Source organism: Citrobacter sp. H12-3-2 (genome assembly GCF_009649895.1).
Classification (GTDB): domain Bacteria; phylum Pseudomonadota; class Gammaproteobacteria; order Enterobacterales; family Enterobacteriaceae; genus Citrobacter; species Citrobacter portucalensis.
Window position 1 is genome coordinate 1,618,947 of record NZ_CP045837.1, and the last position, 23,133, is coordinate 1,642,079.

Below are 23,133 nucleotides of genomic sequence, written 5' to 3' on the forward strand. Positions count from 1 at the left end.
AATTTGCGATGCAAATGAGTATATCAGCCTGACGGGATGAATAAAGCCTCTGTCAGGGGGAATCCATTTACCTGAATCTGCACGGATGTGTTATAATTTGCGACCTTTGAATCCGGGATACAGTAGAGGGATAGCGGTTAGATGAGCGACCTTGCGAGAGAAATTACACCGGTCAACATTGAGGAAGAGCTGAAGAGCTCCTATCTGGATTATGCGATGTCGGTCATTGTTGGCCGTGCGCTGCCGGACGTCCGAGATGGCCTGAAACCGGTTCACCGTCGCGTACTTTACGCCATGAACGTATTGGGCAACGACTGGAATAAAGCCTATAAAAAATCTGCCCGTGTCGTTGGTGACGTAATCGGTAAATACCACCCTCATGGTGATATCGCCGTTTACGACACCATTGTTCGTATGGCGCAGCCATTCTCCTTGCGCTACATGCTGGTAGATGGTCAGGGTAACTTTGGTTCTGTCGATGGCGACTCCGCAGCGGCGATGCGTTATACGGAAATCCGTATGTCGAAAATCGCCCATGAGCTGATGGCTGACCTGGAAAAAGAAACGGTTGATTTCGTCGACAACTATGACGGCACCGAACAAATTCCTGACGTCATGCCGACCAAAATTCCTAACCTGCTGGTGAACGGTTCGTCCGGTATCGCGGTAGGTATGGCGACCAACATTCCGCCGCACAACCTGACCGAAGTGATCAACGGCTGTCTGGCATATATTGACGATGAAGACATCAGCATTGAAGGGCTGATGGAACATATTCCGGGTCCGGACTTCCCGACTGCCGCGATCATCAACGGTCGTCGTGGTATCGAAGAAGCCTACCGTACCGGTCGTGGCAAAGTGTACATTCGCGCACGCGCGGAAGTCGAAGCGGATGCCAAAACGGGTCGTGAAACCATCATCGTTCACGAAATTCCGTATCAGGTAAACAAAGCGCGCCTGATTGAGAAAATCGCCGAGCTGGTAAAAGACAAACGCGTTGAAGGCATCAGCGCGCTGCGTGACGAGTCTGACAAAGACGGTATGCGCATCGTGATTGAAGTGAAACGTGATGCGGTCGGGGAAGTGGTTCTGAACAACCTCTATTCCCAGACCCAACTGCAGGTTTCCTTCGGTATCAACATGGTTGCATTGCACCATGGCCAGCCGAAGATCATGAACCTGAAAGATATTATTGCCGCGTTTGTACGTCACCGCCGTGAAGTCGTAACCCGTCGTACTATCTTTGAACTGCGTAAAGCCCGCGACCGTGCGCACATCCTTGAAGCGCTGGCGATTGCGCTGGCGAACATCGATCCGATCATCGAACTGATCCGCCGCGCGCCGACCCCGGCTGAAGCGAAAGCTGCGCTGGTTGCGCGTTCGTGGGAACTGGGCAACGTTTCCGCCATGCTGGAGCGTGCCGGTGATGACGCCGCGCGTCCTGAATGGCTGGAGCCGGAATTTGGTGTGCGTGACGGTCAGTACTATCTGACTGAACAGCAAGCCCAGGCTATTCTGGATCTGCGTTTGCAGAAACTGACCGGCCTTGAGCACGAAAAACTGCTCGACGAATACAAAGAGCTGCTGGAACAGATCGCTGAACTGCTGCACATTCTGGGCAGCGCCGATCGTCTGATGGAAGTTATCCGTGAAGAGATGGAGCTGATTCGTGAACAGTTCGGTGACGCTCGTCGTACCGAAATCACCGCGAACAGCGCTGACATCAACATCGAAGATCTGATTAGCCAGGAAGATGTAGTCGTAACCTTGTCTCATCAGGGTTACGTGAAATATCAGCCGTTAACCGATTACGAAGCGCAGCGTCGTGGCGGTAAAGGTAAATCAGCGGCACGCATTAAAGAAGAAGACTTTATTGACCGCCTGCTGGTGGCCAACACCCATGACACGATCCTCTGCTTCTCCAGCCGTGGTCGTTTGTACTGGATGAAGGTCTATCAGTTGCCGGAAGCAAGCCGTGGCGCACGTGGACGTCCTATCGTCAACCTGTTGCCGCTGGAAGCTAACGAACGTATTACCGCAATTCTGCCAGTACGTGAGTACGAAGAGGGCGTGAACGTCTTTATGGCAACCGCCAGCGGTACCGTGAAGAAAACGGCGCTGACCGAGTTCAGCCGTCCGCGTTCTGCCGGTATTATTGCGGTTAACCTGAACGAAGGCGACGAACTGATTGGTGTAGATCTGACATCCGGCAGTGACGAAGTCATGTTGTTCTCTGCGGCAGGTAAAGTGGTGCGCTTTAAAGAAGATGCTGTCCGTGCAATGGGTCGTACCGCGACCGGTGTACGCGGTATCAAGCTGGCGGAAAAAGATAGCGTGGTATCGCTGATCGTTCCGCGCGGTGAAGGTGCGATCCTGACCGTTACTCAGAACGGTTACGGTAAACGTACGGCGGCGGAAGAGTATCCGACCAAGTCTCGTGCGACCCAGGGCGTTATCTCCATCAAGGTTACCGAGCGCAACGGTTCCGTTGTTGGCGCAGTGCAGGTTGAAGATACCGACCAGATCATGATGATCACCGACGCAGGTACGTTGGTACGTACTCGCGTGTCGGAAATCAGCGTGGTAGGGCGTAATACCCAGGGTGTGATCCTTATCCGTACTGCGGAAGATGAAAACGTCGTGGGTCTGCAACGCGTTGCTGAACCGGTTGATGATGAAGAGCTCGATTCCATCGACGGAAGTGCAGCTGAAGGTGACGAGGATATCGCACCTGAAGCGGAAAGCGATGATGATGCAGCAGCGGATGACGCTGACGAGTAATTAAACATTGTAATACTGTGCACAAGGGAGGCTTTGCCTCCCTTTTTTACGTCCTGAATAATCCCTTACCCATCAGCTCATTATCTTTTTCTAACCGTCTACCCGCTTCTTGTATAAAAATACAAAAATAAATGAATAATTATAACTCTGTGAGAGTGCTCACTGTTTGTTCACTCTTTTACCGCTAACTTTTCTCTGCCCAATAAAAGATTTTTTAACATCCGCTATGAACAGGAGACCTGCAAACTATTTAAGAAAAAGCACCTGAAGTGTGAAAGAAAAATGCGTTGGCTGCCTCAGTCTGTCAGTTCATCTCTGACGGATGAATATACTTTTACCTCGGCGTTGGGAGTTAACTATGATAGTTGAAATTGCGGAAGGCTTTATCCATCTTTTTCAGAGTGCAGGGAAGATATTCTCTGGGATGATCGTCAGTACCATTCCGATGTTGATAACATTAATTCTGACGGTTAATTTCATTATGAAGTTAATAGGTCAACAGCGAATGGAAAAAGTCGCGACTCTGATGGGGAAATCAAAAATATTAACATACGGAATATTGCCCAGTTTTGCCTGGTTCTTCCTTAGCAGCCCCGGCGCGCTGACAATGGGTAAGTTCCTGCCTGAACGGTGTAAGCCCGCTTATCAGGATGCACTGGGCAGTACCGTACATCCACTGACCTCGCTGTTTCCCCACATCGTACCATCGGAACTCTTTATCTGGCTGGGAGTGGCGGCGGGGATTACCCGACTCGACCTTCCTGTTGCCGACTTGGCATTGCGTTATATCGCTGCAGGTATTCTGCTTGGATTTATCCGCGGTTTTCTTACCGAATATATCTTCACAAGGTTGGAAAAACGCGAACTTAATCAGGAATAAGGAAAGACAATGAAAGTGCTATTTTCGGCTGATGTCGTAAAAGCTGGAAAGAAAGTAGAAGAAGGGCTGCTTAATGGCATGCTCATAACGTTTAACGATCGCGCCCCGGAAGATTATCTCGATTATGTGCTGGTTATAAAGAATATTGTTTTTGATAGCGCACCGTTACAAAAAACAGCGAACTATGTTTTACAGATTAATAACCAGATATGGAATATCACCTGCTGGGGAGATGCTGCGTGGCAAAATCTATGTGAGCTGGGTCATATTACAGTGGTATTTGACGGGGCAGAAAAGCCAATTGCCTATGGTTCATTACACGTTAAAAGCGGTTTCTCGCCTTCCGTTAATGAATTAACGGGCCCATTGACAATAATGAGGAAAACCAATGAAAACCGTGCTGATTAAAAAAGGTCATTCAGGAATTGGCGATGACATGTATTTATCTCGCGATACCAGCAAAGTAATCTTGTCGCTCACCGGGAAAAGCATTGACCCTATTGCAAAAAAACTGGGTAAAATGCTCGAGATGCCGGTGGTTAACGGCTTTGATGCAATGCCAGATGATAAGAAAATCCTCTGCGTGGTGATCAACTGCGGTGGTTCATTGCGCTGCGGCATCTACCCGCAAAAAAGAATCAAGACCATCAACATCCTCCCTACCGGCGCGATGGGACCGCTGGCGAAGTATATCACTGAGGATATCTATATTTCTGATGTCAGCAGCGAATCGCTATCGTTGATTGAAACGCTTAACCAACCGGTCAATGCACACGAAGAGGTTAATCTTGCTGAACCTTTGCCCGCAGGTGATGCTTCGGCGGTTGTCAGCCGCCAGGTTGACACAAAACCACGCGGTTCAGCAACCAACACTGCGCTGGAGTTGTTGACCCGATTTGCTACGAGTATCGGTAATTTTGTCAGCCTGCTGTATACCTCTGCGCGTGAGTCGGTTGAGCTGTGCATTAAAAACGTTATCCCGTTTATGGCTTTTATCTCTGTGTTAATTGCTTTGGTGCAGGAAACGGCAATTGGTCAGTGGACCGGGAATGCGCTATCACCGCTTGCCGGGTCGTTAACTGGCTTGTTTGTCATCGCGATTATCTGCGGCTTACCGTTTATCTCACCCATTCTGGCTCCTGGCGCGGCCATAGCACAGGTTGTGGGTGTGTTGGTGGGAACATTAATCGGTAGCGGAGTGGTTTCTCCACTGATGGCGTTGCCGGCACTGTTCGCGATAAATGTTCAGGTAGGGGCCGATTTTATTCCTGTCGGGCTTTCCATGCAGGAGGCGAAAGAGAAGACCATTCGTCTTGGCGTTCCTGCCTTCCTGTTATCACGAATGATTACCGCTCCTCTGGCGGTGGCTATCGGCTATCTGTTTTCTTTTGGTTTGTTTAACTGAGGAATCATGTAATGAATAAAATCAATGCCGCGGTGGTTGGCGCGGGAATTTATGGCAAACACCATATCAATGCTTACCACTATAATCCGTGGGTGAATCTGGTCGGGTTTTGCGAAATCAACCCGGACATTCGGGCCAGCGTAGCTCAGGAGTTTCATATTCCCGGCTTTGCATCGCTGGCAGAACTGTTTGCCGCTACGCAAGTTGATCTGGTATCGATAGCCACCCCGGATCCTTTCCACTTTGATGCAACAATTGAGTCCATTACCGCTGGAAAACATGTGCTGATTGAAAAGCCGATGGCAACAACGTCGGCGGAATGTCGGGAGATTATCCGTTGCGCTACAGAGTATGGGGTGAAAATTGGTGTTGATTACCACAAGCGTTGGGACGGAATGGCGCAACATATTCATCATGAGCTATTGAAGCCTGAAACCGGTCAGGTACTACGTGGCTATATGAGCATGGATGACATCATCGATGTGCCAAAAAACTGGTTATCGTGGGCGAATGAAAGCTCACCCGTCCATTTTCTCGGCACTCACTGTTTCGATTTAATTCGATACTATATGAACGGTGCCAACGCAGTGAGCGTCTATGCGATAGGGCAGAAAAAGAAACTGGTTGCTGAAGGTATCGACTCCTGGGACACCATTCAGTCTTTTGTTACGTTTGAAAATGGTGCGCAATGGACGGTGGAGGTGGGATGGTGTCTGCCCTCTACGTTCCCCAAAGCAAATGATGGTCGTAGTTTTGTTATTACTGAAAATAACTATTATCGAGCAGATGCGCAGTTGCGCGGCTATGAAATGTTTACACCACAACGTAGCGCGACACCAAATTATAACTTTATCAATTATGTTAATAACAAGGCCAGCGGATACGGAATTCAGCCAATACATGATTTTGTGGAGCATATATTATTTGATACACCTTATCTGGCAACAGCAGAAGACGGCTTACAGGCTACGTTAATTTGCGAGGCAGTACATCATTCACTATCAACAGGAAATATTGTGCACTTGTAATTAATCTTTTTTTTACGTCTCATAAGTATTTTTTTTGACTTTAATTTCTATGATTAAAGTAGGGTGTCTTATTCCCCCCAACCCTGCCAATGATCATCGCTTATGGGGCGTCTTTTCATTATTCATATTCAGATAACAATATTGCAGGGCATGAAAGAAAAGCGTATGCAGTGACATTTTCAATGCGGCAAAACTCAGAGGACTGACGCTGGATTGAGGAGTGTACAGGGTCACATCGGCAAGCGATGTGCCGCTCTGGTGGCAGGCGACAGCCAGCGAGGCAGCCTCATGCTCGCGAATCAATGTAATCAACTGGTTATCCGGTTCATCTTTGGGACCCGGTAGCAAGATTACGGAATCACAATCTGTCAGGCTGTTGGCTAACAGCGAATCGGCATTTTGATACTCAACGGGAATACAGACCTTACCAATATCACTGTAGTCCTGAATGATATTACTGAGTAAAGAGCCTAGTTCCCGGGAGTGACAAAAATAAAGGTTGCGGCTGGAGCTGATAATTTCAAAGAAAGTATTAATTGCTGCTGGGTTATTATTGTTGATAAATTCACTGAGAATAACATTGTTCTTTGTTGCCTGTGCTGGAAGCAGCACTGCAGGTTCACTGCGTAGACATTTAATTAAATCATATTTAAAAGAAGTAAAACCGGTATAACCGAGCGCTTGAGCAAAACGAACAATAGAAGGTTGGCTGGTCTGAGTCTTTTTTGAAATTGCTGTCGATGTCAGTTTTTCTGCGCCTGATAATGTAGCCAGAATGTAACGACTAATAGTTTGTTCCGTGTGTGAGCCAGTTTTCACCAGTAACTGAAGTTGTTCGATAATGTTCATTGAGGTCCCTCGGTTTTGTTTATTATGACATATACACTTTTTCCTTCAAGTTACCTCTGTGTTGCCTGGCGAGTGGTTAACGTGAAGAGGATTGACGGCGCTTCCCCCGCATAACGTTGAGCAGGGCAAGCAGCAAAGCGTTTTTTCTCATTTTCAGATAAGACTGCTGAACGGCCTGTGATTTCTACGCTATAAACATGTGGAATTATCGACACAATGACCATTTGGTTGTGTAAATATTGCGGGGTTAAGACAAGGGTTTCAGAGCGGTGTATCATATTCCCGTAAAGAGAGGGCATTGCGACGCCGGACATTTACCGCTACCTTAACCACACTCTATTAATGCCCTGAGGCGGAGCTTCGCCCCTTTGAAATACCTTGCTTCCGTTCATTCAACCCTAAAAGTTTCACGCTACCTGTTCAGAGCGTTGGCGCTCGTTATCTGGTGTCTGATTGCGTTCGCCTCCGTGTTCTACATTGTGAATGCGCTGCATCAGCGAGAGTCTGAGATCCATCAGGAGCTTAATCTCAGCTCCGATCAGGCCCAGCGCTACATTCAGCGCACATCTGATGTCATTAAAGAGCTGAAATATATTGCCGAAAATCGCTTAACGGCGGAAAACGGCGTGATGTCGCTGCGGGCGCGAGATGATAAAACCGTCGTGCCAAATTTTGAGCCGCTGTTTGCCGACTCCGACTGTTCTGTCATGGGCAACGCCTGGCGAGGCTCTCTGGAATCACTAGCCTGGTTTATGCGCTACTGGCGCGACAACTTTTCCGCCGCCTATGATTTAAATCGAGTGTTCCTGATCGGCAGCGACAACCTCTGTATGGCCAATTTCGGCTTGCGTGATATGCCTGTCGAACGTGACGAGGCCCTGAAGGCGTTGCATGAGCGCATTATTAAGTATCGCAATGCTACGCAAGACGAAAACGGCAACAACTTGTTCTGGATCAGCCAGGGGCCGCGTCCGGGAGTAGGGTATTTCTATGCGCTGACGCCGGTTTACCTCGCCAATCGCCTCCAGGCGCTGTTGGGCGTAGAGCAGCCTATTCGTATGGAGAATTTCTTCACGCCGGGCAGTTTACCGATGGGCGTGACCATCCTCGACGAAAATGGGCATGCGCTGATTTCGCTCACTGGCCCTGAAGGGAATATTAAGGCTGAGCCCCACTGGATGCAGGAACGTTCCTGGTTTGGTTACACGCCGGGTTTCCGCGAGCTGGTATTGAAGAAGAATCTGCCTCCGTCCTCCCTGAGCATCGTCTATTCCGTTCCGGTCGATCTGGTGCTGGAGCGGATCCGCATGATGATCCTGAACGCTATCTTGTTGAACGTGCTGGTTGGCGCGGCATTGTTTATGCTCACGCGCATGTATGAACGGCGCATTTTTATTCCAGCGGAAAGCGATGCTCAGCGGCTGGAAGAACATGAGCAGTTTAACCGTAAAATCGTAGCTTCTGCGCCGGTGGGTATTTGTATTCTGCGCACGATGGATGGGATTAACATCCTGAGTAACGAACTGGCGCACACCTATCTGAATATGCTGACGCATGAAGACCGTCAGCGGTTAACGCAAATTATTTGCGGCCAACAGGTCAATTTTGTTGATGTGCTAACCAGCAACAATACCAATCTGCAAATCAGCTTTGTGCACTCGCGCTATCGCAATGAAAATGTGGCAATTTGTGTCCTGGTTGATGTCAGTGCGCGCGTTAAAATGGAAGAGTCGTTGCAGGAGATGGCGCAGGCGGCGGAACAGGCCAGCCAGTCCAAATCGATGTTCCTTGCGACGGTGAGCCATGAGCTACGTACACCGTTGTATGGCATTATCGGAAACCTTGATTTGTTGCAAACCAAAGAGTTACCGAGTGGGGTGGATCGTCTGGTAACGGCGATGAATAACTCTTCCAGCCTGCTGCTGAAAATTATCAGCGATATTCTCGACTTCTCAAAAATTGAATCTGAACAGCTGAAGATTGAGCCGCGAGAGTTTTCACCGCGTGAAGTCATGAACCATATTACGGCTAACTATTTGCCGCTGGTGGTCCGCAAGCAGTTGGGGTTGTACTGCTTTATCGACCCGGATGTGCCCGTGGCGCTGAATGGCGATCCGATGCGTTTACAACAGGTGATTTCTAATCTGCTGAGTAACGCAATCAAGTTTACCGATACCGGTTGTATTGTGCTGCACGTGCAGTGCAGCGGCGACTACCTGAGCATTCGAGTGCGTGATACCGGTGTAGGGATCCCTGCCAAAGAGGTGGTTCGGTTGTTCGATCCTTTCTTCCAGGTGGGGACTGGCGTACAGCGTAATTTCCAGGGAACGGGACTCGGTTTGGCGATTTGTGAAAAACTGATCAGCATGATGGATGGGGATATTTCCGTCGATTCCGAGCCGGGAATGGGGAGTCAGTTTACGCTGCGTATTCCGCTTTATGGCGCACAGTATCCGTTGAAAAAGGGTGTAGAAGGATTGGCTGGCACGCGTTGCTGGCTGGCAGTACGCAATGCGTCACTGTACCAATTTCTCGAATCCAGCCTGACGCGTAACGGGATGACGGTGCTGCGATATGAGGGACAACAGCCCGATGCGGATGACCTGCTGGTGGCCGACGATGTGCTGGAACAGGCCTGGCAGGGACGGGCAGCGGTAATTTTCTGCCGCCGCCATATTGGCATTCCGCTGGAAAGAGAGCCTGGAGAATGGGTACACAGTGTGGCGTCACCGCACGAACTGCCTGCGCTGTTGGCGCATATCTACAGTGTAGAGCTGGGGAGTGAAGATCTCTCCACGGCGTTGCCAGCCCCGGATAAAGCCGGTGCGACGAACGATGACATGATGATCCTGGTTGTTGACGATCACCCTATCAACCGGCGCTTACTGGCCGATCAGCTGGGATCGTTGGGATATCAGTGTAAAACGGCGAATGACGGTGTGGATGCGCTCAACGTACTCAGCAAAAACCATATCGATATCGTGCTGAGTGACGTCAACATGCCAAATATGGATGGTTATCGCCTGACGCAGCGTATCCGCCAGCTAGGGTTAACGCTGCCTGTTGTGGGGGTAACGGCAAACGCGCTTGCCGAAGAGAAGCAGCGTTGTCTGGAATCAGGTATGGATAGCTGTCTGTCCAAGCCGGTGACCTTAGACGTATTGAAGCAAACGCTGGCGGTATATGCGGAAAGAGTGAGAAAAACGCGGGGATAGGGGATAAAAGAGCCGGATGGCGGCGTTAGTCTTATCCGGCCTACGAAAAGTGCACGATGCTGTGTGTTCGTAGGCCTGATAAACGCAGCGCCATCAGGCATTTTGACGTGATAAAGAATTATTCTTTGTCTGACGGACTCAGCGTCACGGAGGAGAGGTAATTCAGCAGTGCGATATCGTTTTCCACACCGAGCTTCATCATTGCCGATTTTTTCTGGCTGCTGATGGTTTTAATGCTGCGGTTGAGCTTTTTAGCGATTTCAGTAACCAGGAAACCTTCGGCAAACAAGCGCAGAACTTCACTCTCTTTCGGTGACAGACGTTTGTCGCCATAGCCGCTGGCGCTGATTTTCTCCAGCAGACGAGACACGCTTTCCGGGGTAAATTTCTTACCTTTCTGCAGCGCGGCCAGCGCTTTTGGCAGGTCGGTTGGCGCGCCTTGTTTCAGTACGATCCCTTCAATATCGAGATCCAGTACCGCGCTCAGGATAGCCGGATTGTTGTTCATGGTCAGAACGATAATCGACAGGCTCGGGAAATGACGCTTGATATATTTAATTAACGTGATCCCATCACCGTATTTATCTCCCGGCATGGAGAGGTCGGTAATCAACACATGCGCATCCAACTTAGGCAAATTGTTGATCAGTGCAGTGGAGTCTTCAAATTCGCCGACAACATTTACCCACTCGATTTGCTCAAGTGATTTACGAATACCGAACAGTACAATCGGGTGGTCATCGGCAATAATTACGTTCATAGTGTTCATGTATTGGGCTACCTTGCTACAGCAAGCTCTTGACGTAAACGTCAATGTCGCTGATGTATTTTTCTATACCTGGAGCATCTTTCTCTTGAATAAGATGTTCCAGCGCTTCACATAACTGCTTGCCGGGTACCAGATTAAGCATGGCAAACACGCCTTTCAGGCGATGGGCCGTTTGGGCTAATGCAGCGAAATCGCTGATAGCCGCCTCAGTATACAACCTCTTAACATCATCCGGTACTGTGTCTACAAAGAGTGCGTAGTAACCACTGGCATGAAGTTCGGCGTTTTCATCTCCGCCGAGGGGGAGTTCCTGGAACTCTTCTTGTGCCAGCTGCTCTTCAATCAGCTCAAGGACAGCTTCCTGCATAGCATTGCTCATATTAAAGTTGACGCGCAGTTGGCCTGGGCCAATTTTCCGTACGCCAGACTCATCATCGCTTAAAAGTAGGCCTGAGGCAGTAAGATTAGACGGATTATCCGTTAAAAAGAGATCATATTCTTGACTATTCAACCGTTCATCGGGCGTGATGCAGGTTGCCCCCCAGTTTTCCAGCTGACGTAATACAATGCTACGTACGTCATTTGAGGTGACATCAACCATTACGCAGACGTCATCCAACAGGCGCTCTTCACTATCAGCATGTTGATCGTGCAGCGGCATTTTAACATGGACGATGTAACGTGTTCCAAGTTCTTCCCGTGCTTTAATATTCAGGTGTCCGCCAAGCTTGCGGGATAACTGATCGCACAGCCAGAACGTCAGCGGGTTGGCTTTGCCATACCGATCGCCCTGCGTGTCATTAATGAATGGGAAATGGAGATTATCAACTTCATTTAATGTGACGCCTTCCCCGGTATCCAGAATGCGGAAGGTCAGGCGTTCGGCTTCTGACTCATCCTGGTCGACTTCCAGCGTGATTTTACCAATCTGCGTGGTGGTTACCGCATATTGGATCAACAGCAGCAAAATACGGCGCAAGGCATCGCGATCGCCACGGCGTTCGTCATGGGCGCTTAAGTGATTTTTAATCAGCAGCTGCAGCCCTTTACGCTTAATGGCCGGCAGAACCTCCGGAACCACGTCGTCAATTAATGCCTGCACGGAAAACAGTGTGGATTCACCTTTCCAGGCATCGTTCTCCAGCAGGTTGGCTAGCTGGATTTCGTCCACCATGCGCACCAGAACGTCGGCCTGATTGGCCAGTTTCTGGCTGTCTGGTGTATTGAGCGCGGCGGCATTAGCAGCCAGCGTTTTCGCGGGGTCTTTCAGCGCGCTGCCAATATTCTGCATAAAGGCCGCGCGGGCCTGCTGGTTTTTCTCATACAGCCGCTGTGCTTGTTTCAGTTTCTTATTGACCAGCACCTCGCGGTCCTGGTCACGAATGATAAAGATCTGCGTTCTCGGGGAGATCTGGCTGCGAAACAGTCTGATCTCATACAGTTCATTATTGATGGTGGCCTGAATCACTCCCTGATGCTGCTCTGCCATATTGGTAATGTTTTGCAGATTTAAATGCGGCAGCAGGTGGTCGGCAATTTTATTGCTGATAACCGTGCGGTTTGCTTCCTGATCGTGTACCAGTAATCCCAGCGGCAGAAGGGAAACAATCTCTTCATTGATTGCGCGCAGAACACGCAGCTCATTATTTGCCGCAAGGTTTGGCGCCACTTCAGTCGAACGGGCAGGGAGGTGGCGAAAGGTGGTATAACCAAACAGCGCCAGGGCCAGTAACGCAATGTTCAGCAAAAGCGGTAGCAGAATGCTTTGCAATGTGTCGAGCAGCAATGAGCCAAACGGAACCTGCCACACCAACCGCATATCCGTTGAGTTTAGCGCCGAAGAGATCTCAATTTTACTGTTGTTGAAATTAATGCTGACGCTGTCAGGCGACTCTTTTTCATTCAGGTGCTCGGTCGTTGAGGTGGCATCAGGTTCCAGATGGAAACTGTCCAACGGCATCCCGGGAGGGATCAAGTCATTAATCGGCAGGTCAAAGGCGACAACCGTTGCCAGATGTCCTGGCTGATTAAAGGTCGTGCGTAGCGTGAAGTAATGCCCGTTTTGCCAGGCCAGACGTCGCAGTGAAGAGAAGCTTTCACGCTCATCCAGCGCATTAGCCTGTTGCAGCATTTCAGCGCGTCGGGAATCGACAATATTCCCAATCGTCGATTCTTTAAAACCGGAGGTAAGATCTTTCAGTGGTAACGTTGAGATTAGGATCAGGCTGTTATCCTGACCATTCAGGTAATACATTGACCATGGGACATTCTCCGCGCCCCACAGCGTATCCAGATACGTTGAAATGCGCTGGGTCATTTCCAGTGTAGAACTGTCATGCGAGCCGAAAATCAGCGCTTCAGTCTTTCTGCGGGGTTTCTCAAGATAATAGATATCTTGTTTCAGACGCGTTTCCTGTAGCCCATCTGCGCCTGGCGAACTGGTTGTAGCGGCAATATTGTCATAGATTTGCCAGGTCACGTATCGCCAGGTATCGACCCTTTTATGAATGGCATGGGTAATATCGACAATCTGATAACTCTTATCCTTTAGCCAGGTGTTGACGGCGCTCTGGACCATAACACCCATCATCACCAACAGCACAACGATCAGTAATAAGAAGAAACGGGTAATACTTCCTGGTAACAGGGAGAATCGGGTGGAAACCGTTGTGTCAGACTGACTCATTCGTGTTTATGACCTGTTAAACGACGCGAAAGATGAAAGGGCAGTATAAAGGGTAATGTATGAATTACCACACTTACACTGCGCCGCCTGGCCTGCATTCTTTGCGCCTGATTTTGTTGCAGTCATGGCGGTGCAAAGGTGTACAGTGGATAAAGGTGGGTACAAATATTCGTACGGAATGTATACATTTAGCATTAAATAACAAGAAATTATTTATCAAACTTATATCTGATCGTGACGCCCGAGATAGTTAATAGTTGTTATAGTTTTTCATCGGTAGCACAGAAAGGTAAGCTTTGTGTAAAGAAGGGTAAAAAAAAACCGAACGCTGAGCATTCGGCTGAAATAGGGGTAAACAGACATTCATAAATGAATGACGGTAATAAATAAAGTTAATGATGATAGCGGGTCTATTTTAGTTGCGAGTGAAGATTTTGTTTTGTCATTCAGTGCTATAAGATATTTTTGTACAATACATTGATTTTAAAGAGAATTGAAATTATTCTTGATTATTTGTGCTTATTTCGACTGTTTTTTGATTTTAAAAAAGTTCCCTTGTATTAACATTTAGAAACATCTATGCCGATAAATGAAACACCTTAAAAGTTTTAGTATCATATTCGTGTTGGATTATTCTGTGTTTTTGCGGAGAATGAAGTTGCCGACTGGTTAATGACCTTAATCAGTATGCAGTGGCATAAAAAAGCAATAAAGGCATATAACAGAGGGTTAATAACATGAAAGTTAAAGTACTGTCCCTCCTGGTACCAGCACTGCTGGTAGCAGGCGCAGCGAATGCGGCTGAAATTTATAACAAAGACGGCAACAAATTAGATCTGTACGGTAAAGTCGACGGTCTGCACTATTTCTCCGACAACAAAGGTGATGATGGTGACAAGACTTACATGCGTATCGGCTTCAAAGGCGAAACTCAGGTTAACGACCAACTGACCGGTTACGGCCAGTGGGAATACCAGATTCAGGGTAATGCGGCTGAAAGTGAAAACAACGCCTGGACGCGTGTGGCGTTTGCGGGTCTGAAATTCGCTGACGTAGGTTCTTTCGACTACGGTCGTAACTACGGCGTAGTTTACGACGTAACGTCCTGGACCGACGTCCTGCCAGAATTCGGCGGCGATACTTACGGTGCTGACAACTTCATGCAGCAGCGTGGTAACGGCTTCGCGACCTACCGTAACACCGACTTCTTCGGTTTGGTTGATGGCCTGAACTTTGCCATTCAGTATCAGGGTAAAAACGGTAGCGTAAGCGGCGAAGACGAGAACGGCAGAACGTTCACTGGCGTGACCAACAACGGTCGTGACGCGCTGCGTCAAAACGGCGACGGCGTTGGCGGATCTATCACTTATGATATCGGTGAAGGCTTCGCACTGGGTACTGCTGTCACCAGCTCCAAACGTACTGACGAGCAGAACCGTTTGAACTTCGGTACTGGCGACCGTGCTGAAACCTACACTGGTGGTCTGAAATACGACGCGAACAACGTGTACCTGGCAGCACAGTACACCCAGACCTACAACGCAACGCGTGCGGGCTCCCTGGGCTGGGCTAACAAAGCACAGAACTTCGAAGCCGTTGCTCAGTACCAGTTCGACTTCGGTCTGCGTCCGTCCGTGGCTTACCTGCAGTCCAAAGGTAAAGACCTGGGCCGCGGCTATGGCGACGAAGATATCCTGAAATATGTTGATGTTGGCGCGACCTACTACTTCAACAAAAACATGTCCACCTATGTTGATTACAAAATCAACCTGCTGGATGACAACCAGTTCACTCGTGATGCTGGCATCAGCACCGATGACATCGTAGCACTGGGTCTGGTTTACCAGTTCTAATCTACATTATGTCTATCAAAGGCCCTGCGGGGCCTTTTTTAATGCCGTTTTTTCGCCGTACAAACAACGATTTTTGGTGTACTCTTGCGCCCGTTCGCATGAGGATAATTACGTATGGAAATGAATTTTTATCGCGCAGCACTGCTGGCTGTGACGATCTTTTTTGTCGGGTGCGATGAGGCCCCGAAACCTGCTCAGACCACAATTCCTGCCACGGTTCTGGAAGGTAAAACGATGGGCACTTTCTGGCGGGTCAGTGTGGTAGGCGTAGATGCCAAACGCGCCAGGGAACTGCAGGCCAAGATCCAGACTCAGCTTGATGCTGATGATCAACTGCTCTCCACCTATAAAAACGATTCTGCGTTAATGCGCTTTAACCTGTCGAAAAGCCTGTCGCCGTGGCCGGTTAACGACGCCATGGCGGATATCGTGACTTCGGCGCTACGCATTGGTGCAAAAACCGATGGGGCCATGGATATCACCGTGGGGCCGTTAGTCAACCTGTGGGGCTTTGGCCCGGATCAGCAGCCGTTGCATATTCCCACCCAAGCGCAAATTGACGCTGCAAAAGCGCAAACCGGGCTTTCTCATCTGAAAGTTGTGAATGAAGCGCATCAGAACTACCTGCAAAAAGACTTGCCGGATCTGTATGTTGATCTCTCGACCGTTGGTGAAGGGTACGCCGCCGATCATCTGGCTCGATTGATGGAGCAAGAGGGGATCGCCCGTTATCTGGTTTCCGTTGGTGGTGCGCTGAACAGCAGGGGAATGAATGCTGAAGGGCATCCGTGGCGAGTGGCAATCCAGAAACCCACCGATCGCGAAAACGCGGTGCAGGCGATTGTCGACATTAACGGGCACGGCATTAGCACCTCCGGCAGCTACCGGAACTATTATGAGCTGGACGGTAAGCGCCTTTCCCATGTTATCGATCCACAAACCGGTCGCCCGATCGAACATAATCTGGTGTCCGTAACGGTGATTGCGCCAACGGCGCTGGAAGCCGATGGCTGGGATACCGGATTGATGGTGCTCGGCCCGGAAAAGGCCAAAGAAGTCGTGCGTCGTGAAGGGCTGGCGGTCTATATGATTGTGAAAGAGGGTGAGGGGTTTAAAACCTGGATGTCGCCGCAGTTTAATAGCTTTCTGGTCAGCGAAAAAAATTAAAAAGCAAGATTGCGGGTTTTTATGCCCGACGATGGGGACACACTGAGGCTAAGCGCTATGCTTAACAAAGGAGTCCGAAATGAAAAATCGTTTACGCATCACTGACGATGACCGTTGGCAGTCCGTTGTGGATCGCGACGTTGACGCCGACGGCCAGTTTGTTTTTGCCGTCCAGACCACCGGTATTTTCTGCCGTCCGTCCTGTCGGGCAAAACATGCGCTGCGCAAAAATGTCCGTTTTTTCGCCGATGCCCAGCAGGCACAGGATGCCGGGTTTCGCCCCTGTAAGCGCTGTCAGCCGGATAAAGACAGCGCGCAACAGCATCGGCTGGATAAAATTGCCCGCGCCTGTCAGTTGTTGGAGCAAGAGTCACCACTTACGTTGGACGAGCTGGCACAGCAGGTGGCAATGAGCCCGTATCACTTGCATCGTCTGTTCAAAGCCACGACGGGCATGACCCCGAAAGTGTGGCAACAATCATGGCGTGCTCGCCGTCTGCGCGATGCCCTGGCGAAAGGTGTTCCGGTTACACAGGCGATTCTCAACGCCGGATTCCCCGACAGCAGCAGCTACTACCGCAAAGCCGATCAAGCATTAGGCATGACGGCAAAGCAATTTCGTAAAGGTGGCGACAACGTTTCTGTACGCTATACCCTCGCAGATTGCGCTCTGGGCCGTTGTCTGGTGGCGGAAAGCGAGCGGGGTATCTGCGCGATCTTGCTTGGCGATGATGACGCTACGTTGGTTGCGGATCTTCATGCGCTGTTTCCCGCCGCGCAGGATGTTCCTGCAGATGCCAATTTTCAGCAGCGCGTGCGTGAAGTGATCGTTGCGATCAACTCGCGTGACGCGTCGCTATCGCTACCCCTGGATATTCGAGGCACCGCATTTCAGCAGCAGGTGTGGCAGGCGCTGCGCGCAATTCCGTGCGGCGAAACAGTGAGTTACCAACAGTTGGCCAGCGCCATCGGCAAACCGAAGGCGGTGCGCGCGGTGGCCAGTGCCTGTGGGGCCAACAAACTGGCGATTGTTATCCCGTGTCACCGGGTGATCCGTGGCGATGGCGCACTTTCGGGCTACCGATGGGGTATTGCGCGCAAGGCGCAGTTACTGCAACGGGAAACTACTGGCGAGGAAACATAATGCTCGATCTCTTTGCGGATGCTAAACCCTGGCAGGAACCGCTGGCGTCAGGTGCGGTTATTCTGCGACGTTTCGCTTTTGACTCCGCGCCCACTTTACTTCAGGCAATAGCGGCTGTCGCCAGACAGTCGCCGTTTCGCCAGATGGTGACGCCCGGCGGCTATACAATGTCGGTGGCGATGACCAACTGCGGCCATCTGGGCTGGACGACGGATCAGCATGGCTATCTTTATTCTCCGTTTGATCCACTCACCGGCACGCACTGGCCGCCGCTGCCGGATGCGTTCGCTGATCTGTGCCAACAGGCGGCGACGGCGGCGGGATATGCTGATTTTCAACCCGATGCCTGCCTGATTAACCGCTACACGCCAGGGGCAAAACTGTCCTTACATCAGGATAAAGACGAGCCCGACCTGCGGGCGCCGATTGTCTCTGTATCGCTGGGGCTACCAGCCATCTTTCAATTTGGCGGATTGCACCGTAATGACCCTTTAAAGCGTTTGCTGCTGGAACATGGCGATGTCGTGGTGTGGGGCGGTAATTCGCGGCTGTTTTATCATGGGATCCAGCCGCTTAAAACAGGGTATCACCCATTAACCGGAGACTGTCGTTACAACCTGACGTTTCGTCTGGCTGGTAAAAAAGAATAAAAATAAGAATTATTATTGCTGTCGACGAAGAGATGTTTAAACTGCGGGCTGTTATTACTTGTCCGGGTTGTTAGCATGGAACTTTTACTTCTTGTCTGGCGGCAGTATCGCTGGCCATTTATCAGCGTGATGGCGCTCAGCCTCGCCAGCGCCGCGTTGGGGATTGGGCTGATTGCGTTTATCAACCAGCGCTTGATCGAAACGGTCGACACCACGCTGATGGTGCTACCGGAGTTTCTTGGCCTGCTGCTGTTGTTGATGGTTGTCACCCTCGGTTCTCAGCTGGCGTTGACCACGCTGGGTCACCACTTTGTCTACCGCCTGCGTAGCGAATTTATCAAACGAATTCTGGATACTCACGTCGAGCGTATTGAACAGCTTGGCAGCGCCTCGTTGCTGGCCGGTTTAACCAGTGATATCCGCAACATCACCATCGCCTTTGTTCGTCTGCCTGAGCTGGTGCAGGGGATTATCCTGACCATAGGATCGGCGGCGTATCTGGCGATGCTGTCGACCAAAATGCTACTGGTAACGGCAATCTGGATGGCAATCACCATCTGGGGCGGATTTGTGCTGGTGGCGCGGGTGTATAAACACATGGCCACCTTGCGCGAAACTGAAGACAAGTTGTACAACGATTATCAGACGGTGCTGGAAGGGCGCAAAGAGCTGACGCTTAACCGCGAGCGCGCCGAGCATATCTTTAATCAGATGTACGTCCCGGATGCCAAAGAGTATCGCCACCACATTATCCGTGCCGATACCTTCCACCTGAGCGCGGTTAACTGGTCGAACATTATGATGCTGGGTGCCATTGGCCTGGTGTTCTGGATGGCTAACAGTCTGGGATGGGCTGATACCGCCGTGGCAGCGACCTATTCTCTGACGCTGTTATTCCTGCGAACACCGTTGCTCTCTGCCGTTGGTGCGCTGCCGACGCTGCTTACCGCGCAGGTGGCGTTCAACAAGCTGAATAAATTCGCACTGGCACCTTTTAAGGCCGAATTCCCACGCCCAACCGCGTTTCCCAACTGGCAAACGCTGGAGCTGCGCAACGTGGTTTTTCACTATCAGGATAATGCGTTTTCCGTAGGGCCGGTGAATCTGACGATTCATCGCGGTGAACTGATCTTTCTGATTGGCGGTAACGGTAGCGGGAAATCTACGCTGGCGATGTTACTGACCGGTCTGTACCAGCCGCAGTCAGGCGAAATATTGCTTGATGGTAAGACCGTTGCCGTTGAAAAACCAGAAGACTACCGCAAGCTATTCTCCGCCGTGTTTACCGACGTCTGGCTGTTCGACAAACTGCTGGGGCCGGAAGGTAAAGAGGCTAATCCGCAACTGGTCGCGAAGTGGCTGGAACATCTGAAGATGGGTCATAAGCTGGAGCTGAGCGATGGTCGTATCCTCAATCTGAAGCTGTCGAAAGGGCAGAAGAAACGCGTGGCGCTGCTGCTGGCCCTGGCGGAGGAGCGCGACATCATTCTGCTGGATGAATGGGCTGCCGATCAGGATCCCCATTTCCGCCGGGAGTTCTATCAGGTGCTATTGCCTTTGATGCAGGAAATGGGGAAAACCATTTTCGCCATCAGCCACGACGATCACTATTTTATTCACGCCGATCGTCTACTGGAAATGCGTAACGGACAGTTGAGTGAACTGTTGGGCGATGAACGTGACGCCGCCTCGCGCGACGCGGTGGCTCGCACAGCCTGATCCTTCAGTGCCGCCGGTTTTTTAGCCACCCGGCGGCACTGTTTATTGTTATTTACATAAATCGGCATCATGATTAATGATATTTCATATCATGGATTTATGATTAATGTCCGTAATAAACAAAAACAGCGCCAGACTGCGTGATGAAGAGCGTGCGCGCCTCATCTGGCTGCTGACCACTGATAAAGCCATTATATCAACGCTGTTGGGCAAGCTTACCCTGGCTGAGCAATATGACGTCGGTACGTTAGCCGACGATATTGCTGAGGTAGGGGCGCTGGTGGCCCACCTGCCACCGCCTGACCTCGCCGATACCCTTGAAGCTTTGCCCTCTGAAGAGCGCCACGCCCTGTGGCGACTGGTCGAAAATGAAAAGCGCGGTAACGTCTTGCTTGAGGCGTCTGAAAACGTCTGGGACGACCTGATCGATGAGATGAGCGACCGCGAGCTGCTGGATGCGCTGCAATATCTCGATATCGATGAACAGATTTACCTGGTGCAGCATTTGCCTCGTAACCTTACCGGTCGTCTGCTGGCGACGTTACCGGCAGAGGAGAGGACGCGCGTCCGCCAGGTGCTGCACTACGAGAAAAATAGCGTCGGCGCGATCATGGAGTTCGAGGTCATCACTGTGCGTCCGGACGTGACGCTGGAAGTGGTGCAACGCTATCTGCGGCGGCTGGGGAAAATGCCGGAGAACACCGATAAACTTTTCGTGACCGATCGCAATAAAATGCTGGTTGGCGAACTGACGCTAACCTGCATTTTACTCAATGATGTGCAGCGAAAAGTCAGCGAGGTGATGGAAGATGACCCGCTCACCTTTTCTCCTGAAGATATCGCCGAAAACGCTGCACGTACCTTCGAACGCGACAACCTGGTCAGCGCCGCGGTGGTTGACCCTTCCGGTAAACTGATGGGCCGTTTAACCATCGATGAGATTGTCGACGTTGTCTATGAAGAAACCGACACCGATCTGCGTCGAATGGGGGGCTTAAGCGCCGAAGAGGACGTGTTTGCGCCTGTTACCAAAGCGGTAAAAACCCGCTGGGCGTGGTTGGCCGTTAACCTCTGTACCGCCTTTATCGCCTCGCGGGTGATCGACGGTTTTGAACATACGATTTCGCAACTGGTGGCGCTGGCCTCGTTGATGCCGATTGTGGCGGGTATCGGCGGCAATACCGGGAATCAAACTATCACTATGATCGTCCGCGCGCTGGCGCTGCAAAATATTCAGCCGGGGAACCTGACGTTTCTCATCCTGCGCGAGATGGGCGTGGCGCTAATCAACGGCCTCGTGTGGGGCGGGATTATGGGGGGCATTACTTGGTGGCTGTACGATGATATGGCGCTCGGTGGTGTGATGACTCTGGCGATGATGCTCAATCTGCTGATGGCGGCGTTGATGGGGGTTATCATTCCGATGACGATGGTGAAGCTCGGGCGCGACCCGGCGGTCGGCTCGAGCGTCATGATAACCGCTATCACTGATACTGGTGGTTTCTTTATTTTTCTCGGTCTGGCAACGCTGTTTCTGATGTAGTCGCCCGTTTGCGTCTGACGATACGCGGTAGAATAAGCATCGTCATCACCCCGGCAACCACGCCAATCGCCAGGTTGCCGGTAGAAACCGTGGCAGCGACGGTCACCAGCATCACCAGCGTTTCAGTGACGGGCAGTTTCGTCAGCGTGGCGGGCTGGATGCTGTGCCAACTGAAGGTTTTTACCGCCACAATCACCATAATACCTGCCAGCACCGACATGGGTATTTCTGCCATCACTTCGCTTAACCCTGTGACTAACAGGAGTAATACCAGTCCGGCGGCAACCGTCGAGACGCGGCTGCGTCCTTTGCCCATCTCGACGTTAACGATGGTTTGACCAATCATCGCGCACCCGGCGATGCCGCCATAAAATCCGGCCAGAATATTGGCTATCCCCAGCCCGGCACTCTCGCGATTTTTATTCGACGGCGTAACCGTCAGGTCATCCACCAGACGGGCGGTTAACAGCGACTCCATCAAACCAACAAAAGCGATACTTAGCGCGCAGGGCCAGATAATCGCCAGCGTTTGCAGGTTGAGCGGAACCAACAACTGGGTGAAACCCGGCAGGCCGCCGCTCATTGAACCTTCATCACCGACGGTCGGTAACAGTTGCCCGCTGGTGACAGTGAACACGGTTAGCAGCACGATGGCGATAAGCGGTGCGGGAATTGCTTTAATAAACCGCGGAACCCACAGCACAATCAGCAGCGTCAGGACAAACAGCCCCCAGATGAGCGGGCTTTTGCCCCAGAAATGCGGGACCTGGGCAAAGAAAATCAATATACCCAGCGCGTTAACAAAGCCGGTCATCACGGCCGTAGGGATGAATCGCATCAGACGTGCCATTCCCAATACACCAAACAGGATCTGAATCATCCCGGCCAGCACCACTGCAGGAAGGATGTATTGCACGCCGTGTTGATGCACCATCGGACCAATCACCAGCGCGACCGATCCTGCAGCGGCGGTAACCATTGCAGGACGACCGCCTAAAAAAGACATCGCCAGGCACAGTACGACGGAGGCGATCAGACTGACTTTAGGATCAACGCCTGCGATCACGGAAAACGAGATTACTTCCGGGATCAGCGCCAGGGCGGTTACCACACCGGCCAGCGTTTCGCGCACCAGCAGACGGGGTTGGCGGAGCACGGCACGGGTCGTGTGTTCCGAGACTGTGGCAGAGGAATGTTGAGTTGCAGACATAGTTACACTCAGGTCAAAAATGGCCTAATACAGCAGACCGACAGGCATCCGTGCGGTGAATAGCAAAGCGCAGCATAGTACCCGTCAGATGGACCGGTTTCCAGAAATGATTGTCAATAACCGCATAAACTATCAACGTATTAATAACATTTTTAAAAATTAAATATAATTTATAAACTTTATTTAATTATTTTTACTTAAGTGTTACCGTTGGTGCCGCTCGATTTTCACCTG

At 50.8% G+C, this 23,133-nt stretch carries 17 protein-coding genes; 12 read left to right on the plus strand and 5 right to left on the minus strand.

The annotated features are described in order from the left end of the window. Positions 1–141 precede the first annotated feature (141 nt). The 5 genes from gyrA (at position 142) to GHC22_RS07680 (ending at position 6,094) form a co-directional block, all read left to right on the plus strand. On the plus strand, positions 142–2,781 hold the full coding sequence (gene gyrA / locus GHC22_RS07660; RefSeq protein WP_057066395.1) for a DNA topoisomerase (ATP-hydrolyzing) subunit A: 2,640 nt from the start codon (positions 142–144) through the stop codon (positions 2,779–2,781). Between the two features lie 358 nt (positions 2,782–3,139). Continuing rightward, positions 3,140–3,661, plus strand: a complete 522-nt coding sequence (locus GHC22_RS07665) for a PTS glucitol/sorbitol transporter subunit IIC (protein ID WP_006683705.1) — start codon at positions 3,140–3,142, stop codon at positions 3,659–3,661. Positions 3,662–3,670: 9 nt separating this feature from the next. Then, positions 3,671–4,069 carry a PTS glucitol/sorbitol transporter subunit IIA gene (locus GHC22_RS07670; RefSeq protein ID WP_048224679.1) on the plus strand — a complete coding sequence of 133 codons (399 nt, stop codon included), beginning with the start codon at positions 3,671–3,673 and terminating at the stop codon, positions 4,067–4,069. Continuing rightward, on the plus strand, positions 4,050–5,066 hold the full coding sequence (locus tag GHC22_RS07675; protein WP_153752596.1) for a PTS glucitol/sorbitol transporter subunit IIB: 1,017 nt from the start codon (positions 4,050–4,052) through the stop codon (positions 5,064–5,066). Before GHC22_RS07670 ends, GHC22_RS07675 begins: the two co-directional genes overlap by 20 nt. 11 nt (positions 5,067–5,077) lie before the next feature. After that, on the plus strand, positions 5,078–6,094 hold the full coding sequence (locus GHC22_RS07680; RefSeq protein WP_048224675.1) for a Gfo/Idh/MocA family protein: 1,017 nt from the start codon (positions 5,078–5,080) through the stop codon (positions 6,092–6,094). 93 nt (positions 6,095–6,187) lie between these two features. Here the strand turns inward: GHC22_RS07680 and GHC22_RS07685 are convergent, their stop codons facing one another. Then, positions 6,188–6,943 carry a MurR/RpiR family transcriptional regulator gene (locus tag GHC22_RS07685; protein ID WP_048224672.1) on the minus strand — a complete coding sequence of 252 codons (756 nt, stop codon included), beginning with the start codon at positions 6,941–6,943 and terminating at the stop codon, positions 6,188–6,190. Positions 6,944–6,993: 50 nt separating this feature from the next. Next, positions 6,994–7,257, minus strand: coding sequence for a hypothetical protein (locus tag GHC22_RS07690; protein ID WP_081364668.1), 264 nt, complete (start codon positions 7,255–7,257; stop codon positions 6,994–6,996). A gap of 54 nt (positions 7,258–7,311) precedes the next feature. On the opposite strand from GHC22_RS07690, the gene rcsC reads away from it, so the two are divergent. Further along, the gene (gene rcsC, locus GHC22_RS07695; protein ID WP_008785313.1) at positions 7,312–10,158 is read left to right on the plus strand and encodes a two-component system sensor histidine kinase RcsC; all 2,847 of its coding nucleotides are present in this window, start codon (positions 7,312–7,314) and stop codon (positions 10,156–10,158) included. A gap of 118 nt (positions 10,159–10,276) precedes the next feature. On the opposite strand, the gene rcsB is transcribed toward rcsC, so the two are convergent. After that, positions 10,277–10,927 (minus strand): response regulator transcription factor RcsB, encoded by a 651-nt coding sequence (gene rcsB, locus GHC22_RS07700; protein ID WP_003027592.1) that lies wholly within the window; start codon positions 10,925–10,927, stop codon positions 10,277–10,279. A 16-nt stretch (positions 10,928–10,943) separates the two neighbouring features. Further along, the gene (rcsD, locus tag GHC22_RS07705; RefSeq protein ID WP_153752598.1) at positions 10,944–13,613 is read right to left on the minus strand and encodes a phosphotransferase RcsD; all 2,670 of its coding nucleotides are present in this window, start codon (positions 13,611–13,613) and stop codon (positions 10,944–10,946) included. A 737-nt stretch (positions 13,614–14,350) separates the two neighbouring features. Between rcsD and GHC22_RS07710 the strand changes: the two genes are divergently transcribed. The 6 genes from GHC22_RS07710 to mgtE all read left to right on the plus strand — a co-directional run bounded on the left by GHC22_RS07710 (position 14,351) and on the right by mgtE (position 21,689). Then, complete coding sequence (locus tag GHC22_RS07710) at positions 14,351–15,466, plus strand: porin OmpC (RefSeq protein ID WP_048215883.1); 1,116 nt, start codon at positions 14,351–14,353, stop codon at positions 15,464–15,466. 114 nt (positions 15,467–15,580) lie between these two features. Then, on the plus strand, positions 15,581–16,633 hold the full coding sequence (gene apbE / locus GHC22_RS07715) for an FAD:protein FMN transferase ApbE (RefSeq protein ID WP_071444655.1): 1,053 nt from the start codon (positions 15,581–15,583) through the stop codon (positions 16,631–16,633). 79 nt (positions 16,634–16,712) lie between these two features. Continuing rightward, complete coding sequence (gene ada / locus GHC22_RS07720; RefSeq protein WP_153752600.1) at positions 16,713–17,777, plus strand: bifunctional DNA-binding transcriptional regulator/O6-methylguanine-DNA methyltransferase Ada; 1,065 nt, start codon at positions 16,713–16,715, stop codon at positions 17,775–17,777. Beyond that, positions 17,777–18,427, plus strand: a complete 651-nt coding sequence (alkB, locus tag GHC22_RS07725; protein ID WP_079934555.1) for a DNA oxidative demethylase AlkB — start codon at positions 17,777–17,779, stop codon at positions 18,425–18,427. The genes ada and alkB overlap by 1 nt, the downstream gene beginning before the upstream one ends. Before the next feature lie 75 nt (positions 18,428–18,502). Further along, entirely contained in the window at positions 18,503–20,146 is a 1,644-nt protein-coding gene (locus GHC22_RS07730) for a multidrug ABC transporter permease/ATP-binding protein (RefSeq protein ID WP_153752601.1), read from the plus strand. Positions 20,147–20,252: 106 nt separating this feature from the next. Continuing rightward, positions 20,253–21,689 carry a magnesium transporter gene (gene mgtE, locus GHC22_RS07735; RefSeq protein WP_071444658.1) on the plus strand — a complete coding sequence of 479 codons (1,437 nt, stop codon included), beginning with the start codon at positions 20,253–20,255 and terminating at the stop codon, positions 21,687–21,689. Here mgtE and GHC22_RS07740 read toward each other — a convergent pair. Continuing rightward, entirely contained in the window at positions 21,652–22,899 is a 1,248-nt protein-coding gene (locus GHC22_RS07740) for a SulP family inorganic anion transporter (protein ID WP_060683791.1), read from the minus strand. The two genes, mgtE and GHC22_RS07740, sit on opposite strands and share 38 nt — an antisense overlap. Positions 22,900–23,133 lie beyond the last annotated feature (234 nt).

What these genes read in the sequence shown, in the direction of transcription:
- gyrA (WP_057066395.1), top strand. Translation starts at nt 142, where the DNA reads ATGAGCGACCTTGCGAGAGAAATTACACCGGTCAACATTGAGGAAGAG.
- GHC22_RS07665 (WP_006683705.1), top strand. Translation starts at nt 3,140, where the DNA reads ATGATAGTTGAAATTGCGGAAGGCTTTATCCATCTTTTTCAGAGTGCA.
- GHC22_RS07670 (WP_048224679.1), top strand. Translation starts at nt 3,671, where the DNA reads ATGAAAGTGCTATTTTCGGCTGATGTCGTAAAAGCTGGAAAGAAAGTA.
- GHC22_RS07675 (WP_153752596.1), top strand. Translation starts at nt 4,050, where the DNA reads ATGAAAACCGTGCTGATTAAAAAAGGTCATTCAGGAATTGGCGATGAC.
- GHC22_RS07680 (WP_048224675.1), top strand. Translation starts at nt 5,078, where the DNA reads ATGAATAAAATCAATGCCGCGGTGGTTGGCGCGGGAATTTATGGCAAA.
- GHC22_RS07685 (WP_048224672.1), bottom strand. Translation starts at nt 6,943, where the DNA reads ATGAACATTATCGAACAACTTCAGTTACTGGTGAAAACTGGCTCACAC.
- GHC22_RS07690 (WP_081364668.1), bottom strand. Translation starts at nt 7,257, where the DNA reads ATGTCCGGCGTCGCAATGCCCTCTCTTTACGGGAATATGATACACCGC.
- rcsB (WP_003027592.1), bottom strand. Translation starts at nt 10,927, where the DNA reads ATGAACACTATGAACGTAATTATTGCCGATGACCACCCGATTGTACTG.
- rcsD (WP_153752598.1), bottom strand. Translation starts at nt 13,613, where the DNA reads ATGAGTCAGTCTGACACAACGGTTTCCACCCGATTCTCCCTGTTACCA.
- GHC22_RS07710 (WP_048215883.1), top strand. Translation starts at nt 14,351, where the DNA reads ATGAAAGTTAAAGTACTGTCCCTCCTGGTACCAGCACTGCTGGTAGCA.
- apbE (WP_071444655.1), top strand. Translation starts at nt 15,581, where the DNA reads ATGGAAATGAATTTTTATCGCGCAGCACTGCTGGCTGTGACGATCTTT.
- ada (WP_153752600.1), top strand. Translation starts at nt 16,713, where the DNA reads ATGAAAAATCGTTTACGCATCACTGACGATGACCGTTGGCAGTCCGTT.
- alkB (WP_079934555.1), top strand. Translation starts at nt 17,777, where the DNA reads ATGCTCGATCTCTTTGCGGATGCTAAACCCTGGCAGGAACCGCTGGCG.
- GHC22_RS07730 (WP_153752601.1), top strand. Translation starts at nt 18,503, where the DNA reads ATGGAACTTTTACTTCTTGTCTGGCGGCAGTATCGCTGGCCATTTATC.
- mgtE (WP_071444658.1), top strand. Translation starts at nt 20,253, where the DNA reads ATGTCCGTAATAAACAAAAACAGCGCCAGACTGCGTGATGAAGAGCGT.
- GHC22_RS07740 (WP_060683791.1), bottom strand. Translation starts at nt 22,899, where the DNA reads ATGTCTGCAACTCAACATTCCTCTGCCACAGTCTCGGAACACACGACC.